This window comes from Stutzerimonas chloritidismutans, from assembly GCF_051486945.1.
Lineage (GTDB): Bacteria > Pseudomonadota > Gammaproteobacteria > Pseudomonadales > Pseudomonadaceae > Stutzerimonas > Stutzerimonas chloritidismutans_B.
Genome location: NZ_JAHVDX010000005.1, coordinates 77,659 through 98,871, shown reverse-complemented (window position 1 = coordinate 98,871; position 21,213 = coordinate 77,659). Strand labels below are relative to the sequence as shown.

General features: G+C 63.0%; 19 protein-coding genes and 3 tRNA genes. 8 read left to right on the top strand and 14 right to left on the bottom strand.

What is annotated here, in order from left to right:
• Positions 1 to 98: 98 nt before the first annotated feature.
• The 3 genes from ada to KXR72_RS18680 are packed head-to-tail and all read left to right on the top strand — an operon-like array spanning position 99 to position 2,244.
• Positions 99 to 1,136, top strand: a complete 1,038-nt coding sequence (gene ada / locus KXR72_RS18690) for a bifunctional DNA-binding transcriptional regulator/O6-methylguanine-DNA methyltransferase Ada (RefSeq protein WP_437422597.1) — start codon at positions 99 to 101, stop codon at positions 1,134 to 1,136.
• A gap of 50 nt (positions 1,137 to 1,186) precedes the next feature.
• A complete protein-coding gene (locus KXR72_RS18685; RefSeq protein WP_437422596.1) occupies positions 1,187 to 1,432 on the top strand; it encodes a hypothetical protein in 246 nt (81 codons plus the stop codon).
• Between the two features lie 32 nt (positions 1,433 to 1,464).
• Positions 1,465 to 2,244 carry a TatD family hydrolase gene (locus KXR72_RS18680; RefSeq protein ID WP_437422595.1) on the top strand — a complete coding sequence of 260 codons (780 nt, stop codon included), beginning with the start codon at positions 1,465 to 1,467 and terminating at the stop codon, positions 2,242 to 2,244.
• Between the two features lie 7 nt (positions 2,245 to 2,251).
• Here KXR72_RS18680 and KXR72_RS18675 read toward each other — a convergent pair whose 3' ends face one another.
• From KXR72_RS18675 to nfi, 6 genes are all read right to left on the bottom strand, one after another.
• Entirely contained in the window at positions 2,252 to 2,620 is a 369-nt protein-coding gene (locus KXR72_RS18675) for a DUF3140 domain-containing protein (RefSeq protein ID WP_437422594.1), read from the bottom strand.
• Positions 2,617 to 3,135, bottom strand: a complete 519-nt coding sequence (locus KXR72_RS18670; protein ID WP_437422593.1) for a hypothetical protein — start codon at positions 3,133 to 3,135, stop codon at positions 2,617 to 2,619. The genes KXR72_RS18675 and KXR72_RS18670 overlap by 4 nt, the downstream gene beginning before the upstream one ends.
• Positions 3,136 to 3,220: 85 nt before the next feature.
• The gene (locus KXR72_RS18665) at positions 3,221 to 5,251 is read right to left on the bottom strand and encodes a methyl-accepting chemotaxis protein (protein ID WP_437422592.1); all 2,031 of its coding nucleotides are present in this window, start codon (positions 5,249 to 5,251) and stop codon (positions 3,221 to 3,223) included.
• Positions 5,252 to 5,462: 211 nt separating this feature from the next.
• A complete protein-coding gene (ampE, locus tag KXR72_RS18660) occupies positions 5,463 to 6,299 on the bottom strand; it encodes a regulatory signaling modulator protein AmpE (RefSeq protein WP_437422591.1) in 837 nt (278 codons plus the stop codon).
• A gap of 20 nt (positions 6,300 to 6,319) precedes the next feature.
• On the bottom strand, positions 6,320 to 6,871 hold the full coding sequence (gene ampD, locus KXR72_RS18655; RefSeq protein WP_437422590.1) for a 1,6-anhydro-N-acetylmuramyl-L-alanine amidase AmpD: 552 nt from the start codon (positions 6,869 to 6,871) through the stop codon (positions 6,320 to 6,322).
• 71 nt (positions 6,872 to 6,942) lie between these two features.
• Positions 6,943 to 7,656 carry a deoxyribonuclease V gene (gene nfi, locus KXR72_RS18650; protein WP_437422589.1) on the bottom strand — a complete coding sequence of 238 codons (714 nt, stop codon included), beginning with the start codon at positions 7,654 to 7,656 and terminating at the stop codon, positions 6,943 to 6,945.
• A gap of 179 nt (positions 7,657 to 7,835) precedes the next feature.
• Between nfi and KXR72_RS18645 the strand changes: the two genes are divergently transcribed.
• On the top strand, positions 7,836 to 8,828 hold the full coding sequence (locus tag KXR72_RS18645; protein ID WP_437422588.1) for a GlxA family transcriptional regulator: 993 nt from the start codon (positions 7,836 to 7,838) through the stop codon (positions 8,826 to 8,828).
• A 116-nt stretch (positions 8,829 to 8,944) separates the two neighbouring features.
• On the opposite strand, the gene zapE is transcribed toward KXR72_RS18645, so the two are convergent.
• From zapE to KXR72_RS18630, 3 genes are all read right to left on the bottom strand, one after another.
• On the bottom strand, positions 8,945 to 10,036 hold the full coding sequence (gene zapE / locus KXR72_RS18640) for a cell division protein ZapE (protein ID WP_437422587.1): 1,092 nt from the start codon (positions 10,034 to 10,036) through the stop codon (positions 8,945 to 8,947).
• A 147-nt stretch (positions 10,037 to 10,183) separates the two neighbouring features.
• Positions 10,184 to 11,542 (bottom strand): tryptophan--tRNA ligase, encoded by a 1,359-nt coding sequence (locus KXR72_RS18635; RefSeq protein WP_437422586.1) that lies wholly within the window; start codon positions 11,540 to 11,542, stop codon positions 10,184 to 10,186.
• A gap of 33 nt (positions 11,543 to 11,575) precedes the next feature.
• Positions 11,576 to 12,205 (bottom strand): alpha/beta hydrolase, encoded by a 630-nt coding sequence (locus KXR72_RS18630; protein ID WP_437422719.1) that lies wholly within the window; start codon positions 12,203 to 12,205, stop codon positions 11,576 to 11,578.
• 245 nt (positions 12,206 to 12,450) lie between these two features.
• On the opposite strand from KXR72_RS18630, the gene KXR72_RS18625 reads away from it, so the two are divergent.
• Complete coding sequence (locus KXR72_RS18625; protein WP_437422585.1) at positions 12,451 to 12,882, top strand: YhcB family protein; 432 nt, start codon at positions 12,451 to 12,453, stop codon at positions 12,880 to 12,882.
• 39 nt (positions 12,883 to 12,921) lie between these two features.
• Here KXR72_RS18625 and nadC read toward each other — a convergent pair whose 3' ends face one another.
• The gene (nadC, locus tag KXR72_RS18620; RefSeq protein ID WP_437422584.1) at positions 12,922 to 13,770 is read right to left on the bottom strand and encodes a carboxylating nicotinate-nucleotide diphosphorylase; all 849 of its coding nucleotides are present in this window, start codon (positions 13,768 to 13,770) and stop codon (positions 12,922 to 12,924) included.
• A gap of 309 nt (positions 13,771 to 14,079) precedes the next feature.
• Between nadC and KXR72_RS18615 the strand changes: the two genes are divergently transcribed.
• The 3 genes from KXR72_RS18615 (at position 14,080) to KXR72_RS18605 (ending at position 17,976) form a co-directional block, all read left to right on the top strand.
• Entirely contained in the window at positions 14,080 to 16,341 is a 2,262-nt protein-coding gene (locus tag KXR72_RS18615; RefSeq protein WP_437422583.1) for a DUF1631 domain-containing protein, read from the top strand.
• 109 nt (positions 16,342 to 16,450) lie between these two features.
• Positions 16,451 to 16,624, top strand: coding sequence for a DUF3094 family protein (locus tag KXR72_RS18610; RefSeq protein WP_437422582.1), 174 nt, complete (start codon positions 16,451 to 16,453; stop codon positions 16,622 to 16,624).
• A gap of 56 nt (positions 16,625 to 16,680) precedes the next feature.
• A complete protein-coding gene (locus tag KXR72_RS18605; RefSeq protein WP_437422581.1) occupies positions 16,681 to 17,976 on the top strand; it encodes an NAD(P)/FAD-dependent oxidoreductase in 1,296 nt (431 codons plus the stop codon).
• Between the two features lie 140 nt (positions 17,977 to 18,116).
• Here the strand turns inward: KXR72_RS18605 and KXR72_RS18600 are convergent.
• From KXR72_RS18600 to clpB, 4 genes are all read right to left on the bottom strand, one after another.
• Positions 18,117 to 18,192 (bottom strand) — tRNA-Lys (locus KXR72_RS18600).
• A 5-nt stretch (positions 18,193 to 18,197) separates the two neighbouring features.
• Positions 18,198 to 18,274, bottom strand: a tRNA-Pro gene (locus KXR72_RS18595).
• A 10-nt stretch (positions 18,275 to 18,284) separates the two neighbouring features.
• A tRNA-Asn gene (locus tag KXR72_RS18590) sits at positions 18,285 to 18,360 on the bottom strand.
• Positions 18,361 to 18,549: 189 nt separating this feature from the next.
• On the bottom strand, positions 18,550 to 21,114 hold the full coding sequence (gene clpB, locus KXR72_RS18585) for an ATP-dependent chaperone ClpB (protein WP_437422580.1): 2,565 nt from the start codon (positions 21,112 to 21,114) through the stop codon (positions 18,550 to 18,552).
• Positions 21,115 to 21,213: the final 99 nt, after the last annotated feature.

Below are 21,213 nucleotides of genomic sequence, written 5' to 3'. Positions count from 1 at the left end.
GGGCTACCATGCCACCCATGCAGTTTGAAAGCGCGCTTCGGATTGGCGTGAGCGCACGCAGGGCGGACAATCCGCTCAGCCACCACAGGAGCATCGTCATGTTCGACCCGGACCGCTGCTGGCAAGCCTTGTGCGACCGAGACGAAACGTTCGACGGGCAGTTCGTCTTTGCCGTGCATTCGACCCGTATCTACTGCCGCCCCAGTTGCCCGGCGCGCCGACCGCGCCGCGACGGGGTGAGCTTTTTTACCGGCACCCGTGAGGCAGAAGCCGCTGGCTACCGGCCCTGCAAACGTTGTTCGCCGCACGGGCAGAGCCCGGCCGAGCAAATGGACGAGCTGGTCGTCGCGGCCTGCCGGCTGCTCGATGAACAGGACGGAGCCTTGCCGCTCGCGCAACTGGCCGCGCGCATCGGCCTATCCCCTTCCCATCTGGCCCGGGCCTTCAAGGCGCGCACCGGGATGACGCCGCGTGCGTGGTCAGCGGCCCGCCGGCAGGCACGGCTGGAGGCCGGCTTGGCCGGCGCCGACTCGGTACTCGACGCCGCGCTAGAGGCCGGCTTCGGCAGCACCCGCGGCGCCTATCAGCACAGCGCCGCGCTGAGCCCGGCGCAACGCCGGCGGATGGCCTCGGGCGAGGTGCTGCGCTACGCCATCGGCACATGTCCATTGGGGTTGCTGGCGATCGCCGCGAGTACCCGCGGCATCTGCGCATTGCTGTTTGGTGATCACGACAGCGAATTGCTCGCAGAACTGCGGTCCCGCTTCGCGGCAGCCGAACTGGTCCGCGACGATCAGGGCCTGGGTGCCTGGCTTGAGGCGGTAATCGCCCAGCTCGAAGAACCCGAACGCGCCGCCAGGCTGCCGCTCGACCTTCGCGGCAGTGCCTTTCAGCAGCGTGTCTGGCAGGCGCTGCGCGACATTCCGCCGGGCGAAACCCGGCGCTACGGTGAGCTGGCCGAGCGCCTCGGCACCCATCCCCGCGCAGTCGCCCGCGCCTGCGCCAGCAATCCGATCGGCCTGCTCGTTCCCTGCCATCGGGTGGTGGGCGCGAACCAGGCGCTAACCGGTTACCGATGGGGCGTCGCACGCAAGGCCGCCTTGCTCGATTCGGAGCAAGACAAACCGGGAGCCTGAGCAGGAATTGGCGGTCGGATGCTACACAGCCCGACGATCCGAGAGCCGACATGACCGAACTCAAACGCTACCGCATTCATTACCTGATCAACGGCAACCCGACCTCGCTGACGCTCAGCTCGTTCGAAGCACCCAACATGGAGCAGGCCGAGCTGGAAATCCTGCTGCATCATGTGCCCGAACCGCGCGCTGCTGTCGACGCACCCTGGGAAATCCCAGAGCGAGAAAGCGAGCACAGCCGCATGGCCGAACTGGGTGTGAGCGACATTCAGATCGAGGAAGACCAGACCCCTTGAGCTCAGGCCCTTGAACCTCCGGAGACCCTGCAGTGCCCCTGATCGACACCCACACACACCTCGATTTCGACCCGTTCGACCATGACCGGCAGGCCGTCATCGCGCGCTGCCAGGCGGTCGGCGTCGAGCGCATCCTGGTGCTAGGTGTGCATCAGGCCAATTGGGAGCGTGTCTGGCAGATGGCGTGCAACGAGCCCGCCGTCTACGCCGCGCTCGGCCTGCATCCGGTGTTTCTGCACGACCACCGGCCAGAGCACATCGACGAATTGCGTGACTGGCTGCAACGCCTGCGCGGCACCGACAAGCTCTGCGCCATCGGCGAAATCGGGTTGGACTACTACATCGAAGACCCGGCCAAGGAACGTCAGCAGGCGCTACTCGAGGCGCAACTCGAACTGGCCGACGCGTTCGAACTGCCGGTGCTGCTCCATGTGCGTCGCGCCCATGCGGCGATGATCGCCACGCTCAAGCGGCACAAGCTCAAGCGCACCGGCATCGCGCACGCCTTTAGCGGCAGCTGGGAGGAAGCGCGGGAATACATCCGGCTGGGCTACAAGCTCGGCCTCGGCGGCGCCGGCACCTGGCCGCAGGCGCACCGCATGCACCGCGTCCTGAAACAACTGCCGCTCGACAGCATCGTGCTGGAAACCGACGCCCCGGACATTACGCCGCACAGCCACGCTGGCGAGCGCAATAGCCCGGAATTTCTGCCTGACATCTGCCGCGAGCTGGCCGAACTGCGCGGCATCAGCCCCGAAGAGCTGGCCGAAGCGAGCTATCGCAACAGTTGCGAGTTGTTCGGCTGGGCGTAGAGGCGGCTCAGTCTTCGAGCGGGTCGTGGCCCCAGTTCATCAGGGATTGGCGCCAGCGGCTATCGCGCACCTCACCCCTGGGCCGCTGCGCCAGGTGCCGATGCACATAGCCGATGACCTTGCGCATCGCCTGGTAGTCATCCTCGGACAGATCAGCCTGGCGGATGCCCTTGAGCTCAAGGATGCGCTCGCCCATGTGGTGCCCCACGGCCTCGCCATCGGAGGGCGAGGAGACTTTCTCACCCTCGGCTGTCATGCCGACGCTGCGGCTCTGGTCACTGTCGAGCCAGCGGCGCAACGCCGAGGGCGTCATGTTCACGACCCGCTGGAATTCCTCACGGGTTTCGCGGTGGGCCTGCTCGTTCGATGCGCTCATCGTTCCCCCTCGCGTTGCAGGGCCGCGACCAGTTCATCCTTCTTCATCGTCGAGCGGCCGCGAATGTCATGCTGGGCGGCGCGGCGCATCAGCTCGGTCTTGTTCAGCCCGCTGAGCGCCGGTTCGCGCTCGCGGCCGGCCTTGCGGGCGACGTCCTCAGGCTGAGGCGAATGTTGGTGACCACGTCGTGAGTCCGCGCGTTTCTTGCGCGTGGTGCGGGCGTACTCCTTATCGCTCAACGACTCACGCGCATGCTTGGGCAGGTAGCGCTCGCCCGTCTCGCCGGAGGGCTTGCCCGACGCAGTGCCCCAGTCCTCCCGCGTCCACTCGCGCAGATGGTTGTCCGGGGTCTTGCGGCCTTCGTAACCACCGCCGCGCTTCTTGTACTCCTGCACGGCGTACTGCGCCTTGCGCGCCGACCACTGGCCGGCCTTGCCGCCCTTGTCGCCAGCGGTGACGGATTGCTTGACCTCGTCCCACAGGGCAGGGTCGGTCTTTTTCGCGGTACTGGCCATGAACGGCTCCCGGGTTGCTGCCTGTTCGGCAGACCCGGAGGCGTGCGGCGCCGTTCCAGGCGCCTGATGAATGGCCGACGCAGCGTCAGACGCGGAACGCACCGATCAGCTGTTGCAGGTGCCCAACCAGCGCGCTGAGTTCGCGGCTCGCCTGCTCGGTATGACTGGCACCCTGCGCAGTGAGCTGACCCGCCTCGTTGATCGCCACGATGTTTTGATCGATGTCGTGGGCCACGGCGGTCTGCTCCTCCGCGGCAGCTGCGATCTGCTGGTTCTGGTCGACGATGGTGCCGACGGCCTCGAGGATGTTCTCCAGCGCCTGACGCACCTGCCCGGACTGGCCCACCGTCTGGTCGGCCAACGCGTGGCTGGCATGCATCGTCTTGACAGCCGCGCCCACGCCGCCTTGCAGGCGCGCAATCATCTGCTCGATTTCCTCAGTGGATTGCCGGGTGCGCCGGGCCAGGTTGCGCACTTCGTCCGCGACCACGGCGAACCCACGGCCCTGCTCGCCCGCACGTGCTGCTTCGATCGCAGCATTGAGCGCCAGCAGGTTGGTCTGCTCGGCTACGCCCTTGATGACGTCCAGTACCTGGCTGATCGCCGCGCTGTCGTCGGCCAGCTGGTTGATCACGCCGACCGAGCGTTCAATCTCGGCGGCCAGACGTTCGATGCCGCCGACTTGTGCCTCGACCAGCCCGCGGCCGGTGGCCGTCTCCTGATCAACGCCCTGCGCGCTGCCTACAGCGGCCTCGGCGCTGCTGGCCACGCCCTGCGCCGTCGCTGACATCTGGTTCATGGCGGTCGCGACCTGCTCGATCTGCGCACGCTGCTCGGACACGGTTTGGTTGCTCTGCGCCGAAATGCGCTCGACGCTGGCGGCTTGGCGCTCGACGTCGCCTACGGTCTGGCCGACCCGCTCGATCAGCTCGCGTATCCGCTGCACGGTCTGGTTGAACACCTGGCCCAACTCGCCCAGTTCGTCGCGGCTCTGCACCTCGAAGCGGGCCGTCATGTCACCGGCAGCGACACGCTCCATCGTCGCGCCGAGGCTGCGCAGCGACGCGCGGGTAGACATGTAGAAGGCGCTGTAGAGGTACACGACGAGGAGGAACACCAGGGCCAACGCGACCAGCAAAAGGGTCATGGTCAGCTGTTTCTCGTCCAGTCGCAGCGTCAGCTCATCATCGAGCAACGCCAGAACGGCATCGTTGAGCGCGTGGGTCTTGGCCATTTCCACGCTGACCTGCTCGAAAAAGGCTTCCCACGGGCCGTCGAGCGATTCGGCCATGATCACCTGATCCTGGAACAGCTCGTTGCTCAACTGCAGCGACTCACGGCTGGCACGCGCCAACCCGTCGAGCCGCTGCGCGGCGGCACCGCTGCTGCCGAGTACATCCTGCAGTTGCGCGCCGTATTGCACGTCCTGCTTTTCCAGCTCGAGCAACAGGTCGTCGAGCTTGTTGCTGGCGTCCGAATTCAGATAGCCCTGCCCAAACGTGTAGGCACCCACCGCACGCCCCTCGCCGAGCATCGCAGTGATCCCGGGCGTGACGGAGCTGATCAGCTCCGTCAGCAAGCGCACGTCCCGGTGAGCATCCTGGCTCAAGCCGGCCTGGCTGGCGATCAGCTTGATCATGACCTGTGTCTTGCCAAGTAGCGCCCGTGCCATGGCGGCCTTGGCCTGCAGCGATTGCTGGCTGCTAGCCGCGTCCAGCGCCGTGGCAAGCTCGTCACGCCGGGCAATGAACTCGGCTACCTGCTCCGGGTGCTCGCTGACCGGCTCGAGCGCCTCGACCTGCCCCCTCAGCTCGGCTTGAACCTTGTCCAGCCGCGCCTTCAGCGCCTGGTCCTCGCCTGTCTGGCCAATGATGGCTTCAATCTCGACCAGGTCTTTCCAGTCCTGCGCGGCGCGGCGAAGCTGCATGGCCGTACCGAGCAGCGACAGGCTCTGCAGCTCGGTGCGAGTGCCGACGAACTGGCGGTATGAATCACGCACCAAATAAAAGTTGGTCAGCAGCATGGGCACGAAGAACAGCACGCTGATCAGGCTGAACTTCATGCCGAAGCTGAGCCGGTTCATGAAAGCGATGGCGGGATGCAACAGGATATTCAAGGACGCTCTCCCCATGTTCTTGTTCTGGCGCGCCGCTCGGGCTGCGGTCGGGCTCGAGGGGAGCCCTTGGTGACCCGAGGGCTATCGGTCCTGGATACCGCAACTTAAGGTAGTGGCACCATGATGGCGCCACAACTGGCAGAAGGCGCGTCGATTCCGGCCTATCCAGCGTGCTTATCGGACGGTCGGAAGTGGGGATTTATAGGGCAGATCAGGCCAGCAGCGTCCAGCCGGCGATAACGGCGTACCAGAGCATACGCGTGCGCACCAGCATGGCCGCCAGACTATCGAGGCGCGCCAGACCGGCTTCGCCGGTGGCTGCCGATTCTAGATCCGCGGCCGCCGGCCCGGCTTCGGCAAGCAGCTGCCGGGCGGGGATATCCCAGTGCAACAGGTCGCTGAGCAACGCCCGGTGCATGGCGACGAAGTTGCCTACCAAACCGAAGCTCGCCAGCAACACGCGCACCGGCAGCCAGTCGAAGGCATGCAGCAACTGCCCGGCTCGCTCGCGCATGGCCTCGTTGCGAACATGCTCAACACTGAGCACGAGCAAGCGATAGGCCAGCGCAGCCATAGGCCCCAGGAGCAGGTACCAGAAGATCACCGCGAAGAACCCCTGGTGGCTACGCCAGAGCAGCTGCGCCTCGACTTTGCGCAGCAGGCTGGGGGCATCGTCGGTGACGAGACCAAGGTCACGCTCAGCCACCAGCGCGGCCGCCTCTTCGTCGCCACGATGCCAAGCATCACGAAACGGCCCGAGCTCGCGTTTGAAGTCGCCGCGGCCGAGGCTGTACAGCATGACCAGCAGATGCAGCGGCAATGCGAGCCAACCATAGGCCAGGGGCTGCAGCATGGCCAGCAGGACGCCAAGCAGCAGCACGGGCCCGAGGATTAACACCAGCAGCCCGACCCAGGGCCGAGCGTTCAGCCCCCGGCGGGCTTCGACGCGCTCGCGCAGACGCAGCCAGGGGCCGTCCTGCTGCACCTCACGGCGCCAGTCGGTGAGCTTTTCGATGACCAGAACCAGCAATACCACTAGAAAAACCATCTTTCGTGTCCTTGTGTCGGTCAGGCGACAATCGACGCGTCCCGCAGGCGCTGCCAGTCGAATGCGGGGCCGGGGTCGGTCTTGCGGCCAGGGGCAATGTCGCTGTGCCCGCAGACCCGCTCCGGGGTGATCGCCGGATAGGCTTGCTGCAGCAGACGACACAGGCTGATCAAGCAGTCGTACTGCGCATCGCTGAACGGCGTTTCGTCGGTGCCTTCGAGCTCAATGCCAATGGAGAAGTCATTACAACCTTCGCGCGTGCAGAAGTTCGACACGCCGGCGTGCCAGGCGCGGTCCAGGCAGGACACGAACTGGGTGACAGCGCCATCACGCTCGATGAGGAAATGCGCTGATACCTGAAGGCTCGCGATTTCCTGAAAAAACGGATGCTCTTCCACCGGCAGCCGGTTCTGAAAGAACTCCTGCACCTTGCCCGTACCGAAGCAGCCGGGCGGCAGGCTGATGTTGTGGATAACGAGCAGGGAAATCTCACCGTCAGGCCGCCCATTGAAGTTGGGCGATGGGCAATGACGTACACCTCGGCACCAGCCTGTGGCCTGGTCCAGCTGCATGACGGCGATCCTGCGATTGGGCGGCGTAGCAGGCTAGCGCCGCCGGGCTTGGCGAGCAAGCACCGCGGGGCCTAGCCGGCGGGTGCTGCCCCGCGCTTTTCGTCACGCCGCGATGCCAGGCGGTCGGCCAAACGCGTCGGTTCCGGCAGGCGATAACGGGTCACGTAGCGCATCACCAGCGCCGGCGCGGTATTCAGGCTGACGCGATGGCCCGGCGATACGATCAGCGGGCGTACCCGGTCCTTGCTGCGCAGCACCGTGCCGATCACCCGGCCCTGCTTGTCGCGCAGGTCGGTCCGCTCGCCTCGCGTTTCACCCAGATCATCATGCACGCCGGTGAGGATCTTTTTCGCCACGCCGATGGTGGGCAGGCCGGTGATCACGCCCAGGTGCGCCGCGATCCCGAGGCCGCGCGGGTGGGCGATGCCGTGTCCATCCGAGAACACCAGATCGGGAATGTCGCCCAGCCCTTCTAGTGCCTGCAGCACGGCTGGCAACTCACGAAACGACAGCAACCCGGGAATGTAGGGCATGCGGGTGGGAATACGCGCCAGCGCCTGGGCCTGTACCTCCAGCGTTTCGGCATCCAGCAACACGGCCGCGGCGCGCGTGATACGCCCTCCCTCCTCGAAGCCGACATCGACACCGGCAACCAAGCGCAGCGGTTCGAAGTCGTCTTCAAGGGTCACCTGCGCCGCCAGCCGGACCTGTGTTTGTCGCGCGGCGGCAGTATCGCCATCCCAGTCGGCAAAGGTGGGCCGTACGAAGCGGCGTGTGGCTGGCATCGTGGCAATTCTCCGAAAAGTGTTTACGTTCGAAAGCGGGACTGCGCGCGCGGTTCAACGTGCTAACGACCTTAGGCGACTGGACAGCCGCGCAAAAAAATAAGACGCTCCCGCCGGTTCGCGGCAGATTCACCCTGCTTCGCTTCATAACAATAAACAGAACAGCCAGATCTTCAGCCATGCCTATCGCACAACCTTTGAAGCGCGTCAGCATCCTAGCCACCGAGGGTGTCTTCGCCTCGACGCTCATGCAGGCGAAGGATTTCTTTCACATGGCCGCCCTACGCTCCGGCAAACAACGCGGGCTCGGCCTTGCGCCGGCCTTCGAGACGCGATTGGTCAGTCCGGACGGACAGCCAGTCGCAACCTTCAGCGGCACCCGGATCGAAGTGGACGGCGCGCTGGAAGCGACCGACGCGGTCATCCTGCCGGCGTTCTGGGGCGATTTCGATGCGTTGAGCCAGCGCTATCCCGAGGTCACGCCCTGGCTGAAATCCCGCCACCAGGCTGGCAGTGCCATTTGCGGCGAGGCCACCGGGGTGTTCTGGATGGCTCATGCCGGGCTGCTCGATGATCGCGAGGCAACGACGCACTGGCGCTTCGCCAACGAATTCACTGCGCGCTTCCCGCAGGTTCAGTTCACGCCAGAGCGTCACCTGACCGACAGCGACAATCTCTACACGGCCGGCGGCACGACGTCGGCCTGCGACCTTTACATGCATCTGGTGGAGCGCTACTGCGGGGCCAGCATTGCCCAAGGGATGGCGCGCGACATCCTGTTCGAAGTGCAGCGCAGCTATAGCCCCGGCCGCATCGGCTTCGGCGGGCAGAAACTGCACCTGGATACACGCGTGCTGCAGATCCAGGAATGGCTAGAGGAACATTTCGCGGAGAAATTCCGCTTCGAGGACGTTGCGAGAGAGCACGGCATGAGCATCCGCAACTTCATGCGGCGCTTTCAGAGCGCGACAGGCGACAAGCCGCTGCATTATCTGCAACGGCTGAGGATCGAGACGGCGAAGAGCCTGCTCTCCACCACGCGCAAGAGCATCAAGACCGTCAGTTATGAAGTTGGCTACGACGATGCGAGCTTCTTCGCTCGCCTGTTCCGCCAGCACACCGAGCTGTCGCCGAACCAATATCGGCAGCAGTACCGGTTGAAGAATGGCTGAGGCATCGAGGCTGGACGAGCGCTGTCCAGCCTTTGCCCATCGCATTTAGCCGTGAGGACTGGAGGGCCTGAAGAAGGTGCGACTCGCGGCGTCCGGCCCTCAAGCCCCAGCACCAGTCAGGGCTTGTGTGGCCGCGACAAGTACTCGTGCGACTGCATTTCCAAAAGGCGGCTCAACGTGCGTTGGAATTCGAATTCCAGCCGCCCGCCGGCATAGAGGTCTTTCAGCTCTACTTCAGCCGAGAGAATCAGCTTGACGTTACGGTCGTAGAACTCGTCGACCATGTTGATGAAGCGACGCGCCATGTCGTCCTTGGCCACGTTCATCTGTTCGATATTCGAAACCAGCACGGCATCGAAGATCTTGCCCAGTTCGATGTAATCGTTCTGGCTGCGCGGGCCGTCGCACAGGGCACGGAACTCGAACCACGCCACGCCGCAGGCGACCTTGCGCGCCATGATCTCGCGGTTCTCGATCATCAGTGCTTCGTTTTCCTGAATCTTGCACTTCTCCGGCAACAGGCTGCGGAAGCTCTTTTCCAGGCTCTGCTCGGCCTCGGCGTCGAGCGGGAAGTGATAGAGCTCGGCCTGCTCCAACGCGCGCAGGCGGTAGTCGATGCCGCTGTCGACGTTGACGATTTCGGTGTGCTTCTTCAGCAACTCGATTGCTGGCAGGAAGCGCGCCCGCTGAAGGCCATCCTTGTACAGGCCGTCCGGCACGATGTTGGACGTCGCCACAAGGCTCACGCCGTTTTTGAACAGCTCCTCGAGCAACGTCGCGAGGATCATCGCGTCGGTGATATCGGAGACGAAGAACTCATCGAAGCAGATCACCCTCGACTCGTCGGCGAACCGTTTGCCAATGATGGTCAGCGGGTTCTTTTCGCCTTTAAGCGTCTTCATTTCTTCGTGGACGCGCTTCATGAAGCGGTGGAAGTGCGTTCGAGTCTTCTGCTCGAAAGGCAACGCATCGAAGAAGGTATCGACCAGGTAGGTCTTGCCGCGCCCGACGCCACCCCAGAAATACAAACCCTTGATCGGCTCCTGTTTCTTGCCGAACAGCTTGCCGAGCAGGCCTGATTTACCGCGCTCATCGGCGACCAAGTCGTCGTAGAGACGCTGTAAGTGGCGGACGGCATTTTCCTGCGCAGCATCATGGAAGAAATCAGGACGTTTCAGGTCAGCCTGATAGCGCTCGAGAGGGGTCATGGCGGGGTCTGGGTAGTGAAACGGGGCCGACACTGTAGCCGCGCCCTCGGTCGTTGGCAATTTACGCAGATCGTTCAATCACAGCGCCTCGGTAGTCCTTCGATGCACGCGATCCACCGCTGGACTGGGTGGACCGCGCTCCGGGTATCACTCGGCCAGCGTCGCCAAAGCCTGGCGCAAGCGCAACATGGCTGCCTCAAGCGCCACTTCATCGCGGTAGGCCGGGCTGTCGGCGATGCAGGTGCCGTCGAGCCACAACGTGAATTGATCGTTTTCGTCAGCACGGAGTTCCAACGCATCGACACGTTGCGCTACCAGCGTCTGGGTGACCTGGCCGATAGCCTTGGGGTCATCGAACGGGCGTGACAGCAGCAGCTGCTCGCCATCGGCCGCGAAGAAGCGGAAGCGGAAGCGGCCGTCGTCGTCGCGGAAGCTGGCAAAACGGGCAGTCTTGCCGGCTTTCTTCTTGATGGGCGCGGCGCTCTGTACTGCGCTGCGGAAGTTACGCAGCCCCACCGCCTCGCGCAGCTCAGCCAGGAAAGGTGTCGCCACCTTGCGCGCCTTGGCGGCACCGGCCTGAAGAATATCCTCCAGGTCACCCGGCCTGCTCATCAGCGCGTGATAACGCTCACGTGGCGCGCTCAACTCGGCATCGAGCAGCTCGAACAAGCGTTGCTTGGCCTCGCCCCAGGCGAGCCCGCCCAGCAGATCGGCACGGAACTCGGCCAGCTGCGTTGGTGTAGCGAACGCCTGGTAGAGGGTGAACAGGTGGGCGTCGTCCGGGTCTTTCGGCTCGCCGGGCAGCCGCGAGTCGGTAACGATGCGCGCAATCGTACTCTTCAGCTCTTTGGCACTGGCGAACAGCGGGATGGTGTTGTCGTAGCTCTTGGACATCTTGCGTCCGTCGAGCCCCGGAAGCGTCGCCACGCTTTCCTCGATCAACGCCTCGGGCGCGGCGAACAACTCCTTGCCATTACCGAACAAGTGGTTGAAACGCTGGCCGATGTCCCGGGCCATCTCGACGTGCTGGATCTGGTCGCGTCCGACCGGCACCTTGTGCGCGTTGAACATGAGGATGTCCGCAGCCATCAGCACCGGATAGCTGAACAGCCCCATGGTGACGCCGGCATCGGGGTCTTCGCCAAGCTCGAGGTTACGATCGACGGACGCCTTGTAGGCGTGAGCGCGGTTCAGCAGCCCCTTGGCCGCGACGCAGGTCAGCAGCCAGGTCAACTCTGGAATCTCGGGGATGTCGGACTGCCGATAGAAGGTCACGCGCTCGGCATCGAGGCCACTGGCCAGCCAGGTCGCTGCAATCTCGAGCCGTGACTGCTGGATACGCCGAGGATCGTCGCACTTGATCAGCGCATGGTAATCGGCAAGGAAATAGAACGAATCGGCATTGGCATCGCGACTGGCGACGATCGCCGGGCGGATAGCTCCTGCGTAGTTGCCCAGGTGCGGGGTGCCGGTGGTGGTGATACCGGTCAGAATTCGGGTTTTCATATCAAAGTCTCGTGTCTTGGGTGGCCAGCCGGATCAATCCAGGCGCGGCGCAACCAACTCCTTGAGGTCCACCAGCTTGCCGTGAAAAAAGTGGCCGCATTCTGCCACCTTCAGCAACTCGTGGGGGCGCGCGATCGCTGCAGAAAATGCATGCACCGAGGCCGGATCGACGACCTCGTCGTCATCCGGCTGAATGATGGTCAGCGCGCAGCGCTCGGCCAGCGGCAGCCCGTCGAGACGCGACACGGCCGGCGCGACCATGAACAACCGGTCCAACGATTCCCCCCGTGCTTCCATCCGCCCCGCCAACGCTGCGGCAACGAATCCGCCGAAGGAAAAGCCGAGCAGAGTCACCGGCAAGCCTGGCTGCTGTGCCCGAAGCCACGCCAGCGCTGCTTCGGCATCTTCGACCTCGCCCATCTGCATGTCGTGGCTGCCGGCGCTGGCACCAACGCCGCGGAAATTGAAGCGCAGCGTGTCATAGCCAGCATCGCGTGCCGTGCGCTGCAACGTGCTAACGACCTTGTTGAGCATGGTGCCACCCTTGACCGGATTGGGATGGCAAATCAGCGCAAGGCCTCGTGCTTGAGGCTGCTCGAAATGAAGAGCTTCCAGCGCCCCGGCCGGGCCCTCGAGGGTGATGGGGTTTTCGCGTTTCAACAGGAATGGCTCCGTGACCTTGGGAGGGATAGGCTCGTCTCGCTAGGGCTGCCTGGGACCGCAAAACACGCGTCACGGTATACAGGGCAGGTACGAGACGTTAACGTATCAAGCCGTGGAAAGACCACCGCAAAGACGATGGCACAGCGGGCCCAGGCGCTCTACAGCGCCGGTCGCCTTGTTCGCCTGACAGCGTTTGCGCTTTCCATGGCCTGATCAGCACAGCCGTTTATATAGAGGAAGGACTCGTGGAACAGACCCTCGCGACCTGGTTGCTCCCCATCGTCGGCGTGATTGCCGGCATCGCTATCGGTTACCTGATAGCCCGTAACAGTGCGCCGAACAGCACGCAGCGTCAGGTGGATGAACTGCAGGAACGGCTGGACACCTACCAGAGCGAAGTGGTGAGCCATTTCAATACGACGGCCAGCCTGCTACGAAAACTCACCAATAGTTATCAAGATATGCAGGACCATCTGTCCGAAGGCGCTGACAAGCTCGCGCTCGACGAACAGACCCGCCAGCGCCTGCTTGCCGCCCTGCACAGCCAAGACACCCACACGCACCGTGAGCGCCTGAACTCACCCGCCTTCACCGAGCCGCCCAAGGACTACGCCCCGAAGGACGCCGACGCACCGGGCATGCTCAACGAGAACTTTGGCCTCAAGAGCCGCCACTGAAAACCTCGCCGGCGCGCGCTCGCCGCGTGCCGCACGCGTCTACTGCTTCAACCGCATGGACAGGTCGATGGCCTGCACATGCTTGGTCAGCGCCCCGATCGAAATGTAATCGACACCCGTTTCGGCCACGGCTCGCAAGGTCTCGTCACTGATCCCACCCGAAGCTTCGAGCTTGGCCTGTGCTCCGGTCATCTGCACGGCACGGCGCATGTCGTCGAGGCTGAGCTCGTCAAGCATGACGATATCCGCGCCGGCTTGCAGCGCCTGCGCCAGCTCATCGAGGCTTTCTACTTCCACCTCGACTGGCTTGCCTGGGGCGATCCGGCGCGCAGCCTCGACCGCAGCGGCAATGCCACCGCAGGCAGCGATGTGGTTCTCCTTGATCAGGAAGGCGTCGTATAGGCCGATTCTGTGGTTGTGGCAGCCCCCACAAGTCACGGCGTACTTCAAAGCCATACGCAACCCCGGGATGGTCTTGCGGGTATCGAGCAAGCGCACGCCGGTGCCCTCGACCAAATCCGCGTAATGCTGGCAGCGCGTCGCCACACCGGATAGCGTCTGCAGGAAGTTCAGCGCTGTACGCTCGCCACTCAGCAATGCGCGAGCCGGCCCCTCCAAGTGGAACAGTACGCTGTTCGCGGCGACCCGCTGCCCGTCGGCGACTTGCCAGTGCACCGCAACTCTTGGGTCGAGCTGGCGAAAGACTGCGTCGACCCACGCCGTACCGCTGATGACAGCCGCTTCCCGCGTAATGACCGAAGCATGGGCAAGCCGCTCCGCCGGTATCAATAGCGCAGTGATATCACCGGTTCCAACATCCTCGGCCAGGGCACGACGAACATTGCTTTCGACCTCGGCACCGAGATCCGCAAGAGTGAGATTGGTCACGACAGGCTCCCTTCAAATTGGGCGAAAGTATACGGCGTAGCCAGGCGATAAAGCAGACCGGAGCACGTGCTGCAGCCGCTCGGTAACGGCGGGACGACCGCCCGTAGGAAAAGCCGGGAGTATCTGTGAGCTGGGTCATGTCCAAGAGAAATCCGGGCTAGGCTACCGAACAGGATGCATATAATGCCGTCATAAATTGACGCCACGAAAATGGCGATTAACGCCAGACGCTCGCAGCCGTTGCCCTACCTTCATATCAACGGCATGCTACGCGATGGAAGCGCCCCAGCAGGCGACCGGAGAGTTTCGATGCGAACCGATGCGAAAGTGGTGCACCTGAAGGCTGCCCCTGAGCAAAAGCCGACCTCACCGGCAGGTCGATTACCTGTCGCACTCATCAGTGTGCGCGACAAGGCTGCCCAGCAGCTACGCCTGGCGCTGCAAACCCTGTTCGACAACGCTGACGATTCACTCTTCGAAATAGCCGACCGCGCCACCAGCAACGCGGAGCAGAACGCTTTCTTCGAGGCCATGCGCGAGTTGCGCATGAAGCGCCGCAGTATCGAGCGCGGCTTTCTCCAGCAGATCTTCGAGTCCTTTTCCAAGCTCAACCAGTACGAAATCGGCAAGCCCACTGAACCGGAGGCTTCGTTTGAAAGCCTGGCTCTGGTGCAAAACGACGAACTGGAAGAGTCGGTCGCCGTCGACACCATGGTCACCAAGGTGATGAATCGTGCGACGCAACCACTGAGCCACCTGACTACGCGCATGAATGCACTGGTCAGTCGCAAGCTCGACGACAAGAGCAACCCGCTCGGGCCACAACAGCTCTGCGAGTTCTTTCTCGAGGCGTGCCGCTGCCTGAGCGTCGACATCAAGGTCAAGCTGATCATCCTCAAGCTGTTCGAGCGTTACGTGCTCACCGACCTCGACCAGCTATACGCCGAGTCCAACCAGACGCTGGTCGCAGCCGGCGTACTTCCCGAACTGCAATCGGCACAGCCCCGTCGTACTCAGACGCGCACCGGCCATGCCCCGGCAAGCTCCGCTGCCCCTGCACCGCAGGCGGGTACCGCGACAGGCCATGCCGACGAAGGCTACCAGGAAGCCTTCAGCACGTTACACGCGCTGCTCTCCGAACTTCGCGGCAGCGCCCTACCCGCGCGCAACGTACCAAGCGATGCGATTCCGATTTCCAGCAATGACCTGATGCGGCTGCTGTCGCATATGCAGGCCCGCGCACCTCAGCAGATCGACGATTTCGACCTGCAGGCTCAGCTCGAACAACTGCTCCATCGCGTCAGCGCCAAGAGTGGCAAGTCGCGCGTGGTTGGAGAAGTCGACGAGGATGTCATCAACCTCGTGTCGATGCTGTTCGAATTCATCCTTGATGATCGGACCCTACCTGACTCGCTGAAGGCACTCATTGGGCGCCTGCAGATTCCCGTGCTGAAAGTTGCGGTGCTGGACAAGACGTTTTTCAGCCGCGGCAGCCACCCAGCCAGACGCCTGCTCAACGAAATCGCGTCGGCCTCGATGGGTTGGGGTGATCAGGACGAAGCCCAGCGCGACAGCCTTTACCAGAAGATCGAACAGGTGGTCTCGCGCCTGCTCAATGACTTCGTCGATGACCCTTCGATTTTTTCCGAGCTGCTCGCCGACTTCCTCGCCTTTACCGGCGATGAACGCCGCCGCAGCGAATTGCTCGAGCAACGCACCCGCGATGCCGAAGAAGGCCGCGCCAAGGCCGAGATGGCTCGCCAGGAAGTCGAGCACGCCCTAAACCAGCGCTTGCTCGGCAAGACCCTACCGGAAGTGGTTGTCCGGCTGCTGCAGGAAGCCTGGAGCAAAGTCCTGCTATTGACCTGCCTGAAGTACGGGACCGGGTCGCAGCAGTGGCAGGACGCCTTGGCGACGATGGATGACTTGATTTGGAGCGTGACCCCGCATGACGATCCCGCCTCCCGGGCTCGACTGCTGGAGGTTGTACCCAGCCTGCTGAAGAACCTTCGCGAAGGCCTGGTCAGCGCTGCTTTTGACCCCTTTTCAACAAGCGACTTCTTTACCCAACTCGAAGCCCTACACGTACAGACGCTCCAGCAGTTTGCACCAAAGCCCGTCGAGGCCCTGGCACCGGAGCAAAGCGAGCCCGCCAAGAACGAGCAGTTCGTCGAGCCCACTAACGATCCCACGCCAGCCATGGTCGAGGTCGTTGACGAAATTGTCCTGCTGGCACCGGGCGAGAGCCGTGAGGAAGAGCCTGAGGTCAACCTGGAGGCCAATGACGACGCACTGAGTCAGGTCGACAACCTGCGCGTCGGTAGCTGGGTCGAGTTCCAGGAAGATGAGGAGCACAAGCTGCGCTGCAAGCTGGCCGCGATCATCAAGCCCACCGGCAAATACATCTTCGTCAACCGCACCGGCATGAAGGTGCTGGAGAAGACACGCATGGGCCTGGCTATCGAGTTTCGCCGGGGCGCCATCCGCCTCCTCAACGACGCACTCCTTTTTGATCGTGCGCTCGAATCGGTGATCGGCAATCTGCGCAGCCTTAAAAACAGCAACCGCTGAGCCTACCGGAGCGAGCGCTCCGGCAACACCGTAGATGTTCCAACCTATCGCGGCCCTTGGCTTTTGCCGAAGCACCGCTAGAATGCCTGCATCTCCTTTCGAGGTGCCCATGCCCAGCCGCCTGTCACCAGAAGACCAGAAGCGCGTTGAACATTATCTCAGCGCCCCGCAACACCAGGTCGAGCGAAAACCATTTCGCCCTTGGCTTTTGCTTCTGCTGGTCCTGTTCGTCGTGATCGGCCTAGGCCTGTTGAGCCGCCTCCTTAGCCGCCTGGTGGTCTGAGCCGATCTACGCTCCCACCCGCCCGCCCGGATTCCGTAGCCTTATGAGTTCACCCCATGACACATCGCATCGTTATCGTTGGCGGCGGCGCCGGCGGCCTGGAACTGGCCACCCGCCTTGGCAAGACGCTCGGTAAGCGCGGCAAGGCCCGCGTAACGCTGATCGACGCCAACCTTACCCATATCTGGAAACCGCTGCTGCATGAAGTCGCAGCCGGCTCCCTGAATTCGTCCGCCGACGAACTCAATTATGTCGCCCAGGCCAAGTGGAATCACTTCGAATTCCAGATGGGCCGGATGTGCGGCCTGGACCGCGCCGAGAGGTGCGTCCACCTGGCAGCTTCCTATGACGACCATGGCGTGGAGCTGGTACCGGCTCGCTCGCTGAATTACGACACCCTGGTGATCGCTGTCGGCAGTACGACTAACGACTTCGGCACGCAAGGCGCCGCCGAGCATTGCATCTTTCTCGACACACGGGACCAGGCCGAGCGATTCCACCGCAACCTGCTGAGCCACTACATGCGCGCGCACGCCAGCGAAGGGCGCAACGGCACGATCAACATGGCGATCGTCGGGGCTGGCGCGACCGGGGTGGAGCTGGCGGCAGAGCTCCATCACGCGGCTCGCGAGCTGGCCGCGTACGGGCTGGATGGAATCAAACCGGAAGACGTGCACATCACCCTGATCGAAGCGGGCCCACGGGTATTGCCGGCGTTACCGGAGCGCATCAGCCAGCCGGTTCACCAGACGCTGCGCAACCTGGGCGTGACTGTACTGACCGATGCTGCCGTCAGCGAAGTGACAGGCGACGGTCTCCACACCAAGGACGGCAACTTCGTCCCCGCCAGCCTCAAGGTGTGGGCAGCCGGCATTCGCGCGCCCTCGTTCCTTCGCGACATCGACGGACTGGAAACCAACCGTATAAATCAACTGGTGGTGCAGCCCACCCTGCAAACGACACGCGACGAAAACATCTTCGCCTTTGGAGACTGCGCGGCCTGCCCGCAGCCGGGCAGCGATCGCAACGTCCCCCCGCGGGCCCAAGCGGCGCACCAGCAAGCATCGCTGCTGGCCAAATCCATCGCGCTACGCCTGCAAGGCAAGAACCTGCCTAGTTACCGCTACAAGGACTACGGCTCGCTCATCTCGCTGTCGAGTTTCTCAGCGGTGGGCAACCTGATGGGCAACCTTACCGGCAACGTCATGCTGGAAGGCTGGCTGGCTCGAATGTTCTACATATCGCTGTACCGCATGCACCAAATCGCCCTGTACGGCATGGCTCGTACGGCACTGATGATGGTCGGCGATAAGCTGAGCACCAGCACAGTTCCACGCCTGAAGCTTCACTAGCGAGCACTCGTTGCGAGGCTGATGCACCATCCAAGCGATGGCTGCGCCAGCCAACCAACGAGGCCTTAACAAAAATCAGGGCAATAAAAAAGCTGGAAGACCGATAGGTCTTCCAGCTTCATAGCCTCTCTGAGGCAATTTGGTGGGTCGTGTAGGATTCGAACCTACGACCAATTGGTTAAAAGCCAACTGCTCTACCAACTGAGCTAACGACCCAAAAATGGTCGGGGTAGGGGGATTCGAACTCCCGACATCCTGCTCCCAAAGCAGGCGCGCTACCGGACTGCGCTATACCCCGACAGGGAAGTTGGCTCCGCGACCTGGACTCGAACCAGGGACCCAATGATTAACAGTCATTTGCTCTACCGACTGAGCTATCGCGGAACTGAGTCTTCCATCTCATCCGGGCCGAGCTACTGCAAACGCCCTTCAGAGGCGCGCCATTTTACGGTTATCGAAGCGCCTGTCAACAGAAAAAATGCGATTCGTGACAATGCCTTGCGGCGACCTGGGCACTGGGCAGACGCCCAGCGCCGCGCACACTGGCTGATCGGAGATCGAATGCGGTCGCCTTCAGCCAAACACCAGTTCACCCGCCTCGACCCTGCCTGAGATTGTCGTACCCGGCTCAAAGGCGCCCGAGAGGATCCGTTGCGCCAATGGGTTCTCAATCCAGCGTTGGATAGCTCGCTTGAGCGGCCGCGCGCCGTACACCGGGTCGTAGCCAACGGCAACCAGCTTGTCCATGGCCTCATCCGACAGTTCCAAGCTTAGGTCCCGCTCGGCCAGCCGCTGACGCAACCGGGCGAGCTGGATCTTTGCAATCCCGGCAATCTGATCGCGGGCGAGCGGATCGAACACCACCACCTCGTCGATCCGGTTGATGAACTCGGGACGGAAGTGGCTACTCACCGCATCCATGACAGCCGCGCGCTGGGCGTCCGGGTCGCCGACCAGCTCCTGAATTTGTGAGGAGCCGAGGTTGGAGGTCATCACCACGACGGTATTGCGGAAATCCACGGTGCGCCCGTGGCTGTCCGTCAGGCGGCCGTCCTCGAGTACTTGCAGCAGTATGTTGAACACGTCCGGGTGAGCTTTTTCCACTTCGTCGAGCAGCACCACTGAATAGGGCTTGCGACGCACGGCCTCGGTCAGGTAGCCACCCTCCTCGAAACCGACGTAGCCGGGCGGAGCACCGATCAGGCGGGCCACGGAATGCTTTTCCATGAACTCGGACATGTCGATGCGAATCATCGCCTCCTCAGTATCGAAGAGGAATTCGGCGAGGGCCTTGCACAGCTCGGTCTTGCCTACGCCGGTGGGGCCAAGGAACAGGAAGGAGCCGCTTGGCCGGTTCGGGTCGGCCAGGCCTGCGCGAGAGCGGCGCACCGCGTTGGCGACGGACACGACCGCCTCGTGCTGACCGATCACCCGCTGATGCAGCAGGTCCTCCATTTTCAGCAACTTCTCGCGCTCGCCTTCGAGCATTTTCGAGACTGGGATGCCAGTCCACTTGGAGACGACCTCGGCGATTTCTTCATCCGTCACTCGGTTGCGCAGCAGCTGATTCTCAGACTTACCGTGCTGGTCGACCATTTGCAGGCTGCGCTCCAGGTCGGGAATGATGCCGTACTGCAGTTCGGCCATGCGCGCCAGGTCGCCCTTGCGGCGCGCTGCCTCGAGATCGGCCTTGGCCTGCTCGATCTTCTGCTGCATCTGCGCTGAGCCCTGTACTTCGGCCTTTTCCGACTTCCAGATTTCCTCCAGGTCAGCGTAGTCACGCTCGAGCTTGGCAATGTCGTCGTCCAGCTTGGCCAAGCGCTTGCGGGTCGCCTCGTCATCTTCGTTCTTTAGCGCCTCGCGCTCGATCTTCAGCTGGATCAGCCGTCGCTCGAGGCGGTCGAGCTCCTCGGGCTTGGAGTCGATTTCCATACGAATGCGGCTGGCGGCCTCATCAATCAGATCGATCGCCTTATCCGGGAGCTGGCGATCGGTGATGTAGCGGTGCGACAGCTTAGCGGCCGCAATGATCGCGCCGTCGGTGATGCTGACTCCGTGGTGCACTTCGTAGCGCTCTTTCAAGCCCCGCAGGATGGCAATGGTGTCTTCTTCACTGGGCTCGTCGACCTGCACCCGCTGGAAGCGGCGCTCAAGGGCGGCGTCCTTCTCGATGTACTGGCGGTACTCGTCGAGCGTGGTGGCGCCAACACAGTGCAGCTCGCCGCGAGCCAGCGCGGGCTTGAGCATATTGCCCGCGTCCATGGCACCCTCAGCCTTGCCGGCTCCGACCATGGTGTGGAGCTCGTCGATGAACAGGATCACACGGCCCTCCTGCTTCGACAGCTCGTTGAGCACGGCCTTGAGTCGCTCTTCGAATTCGCCTCGGAACTTGGCGCCGGCGATCAGCGCGCCCATGTCCAGCGCCAGTAAGCGCTTGTCCTTGAGCCCGTCTGGCACTTCACCATTAACGATGCGCTGCGCCAGCCCTTCGACGATGGCGGTCTTGCCCACGCCCGGCTCGCCGATCAGCACGGGGTTGTTCTTGGTCCGCCGCTGCAGGACCTGGATAGTCCGGCGAATCTCGTCGTCACGCCCGATCACCGGATCGAGCTTGCCCTCTTCGGCACGACGCGTCATGTCGACGGTGTATTTATCCAGCGCCTGACGCGACTCTTCGGCGTTGGGGTCATTGACGGCGGCCCCGCCGCGCAAGTTGTTGATGGCATTCTCCAGCGCCTTCTTGCTCACGCCCTGTGCGAGCAGGAGCTTGCCCAGACGGGTGTTGCCGTCAAGCGAAGCGAGCAGGACGAGCTCGCTGGAGATGTACTGGTCGCCCTTCTGCTGGGCAAGGCGATCAGCCTGATTGAGCAATCGCGCCAGCTCCTGGGACATGTTCATGTCGCCGGTGGGGTTCTGCAGCTTCGGCAGCTGGTCCAGTTCCTTGGTCAGCGCCTGGCGCAGGCCGTTGATGTCGAAGCCGACTTGCATCAGCAGCGGTTTGATCGAACCACCCTGCTGATCGAGCAGGGCCTGCATCAAATGAAGCGGCTCGATCGAGGCATGGTCGAGGCCGACGGCAATGGACTGGGCGTCGGAAAGCGCAAGTTGCAACTTGCTGGTCAGACGGTCGATACGCATGGGGTCACCTTTACGAGTAAAACAGGCCGGCGCACTGAACCGCACCTCGAAAGAAAGCCTGCGAGATGGGAAGTTAGATGAGGTTGATTGTTGGAGATT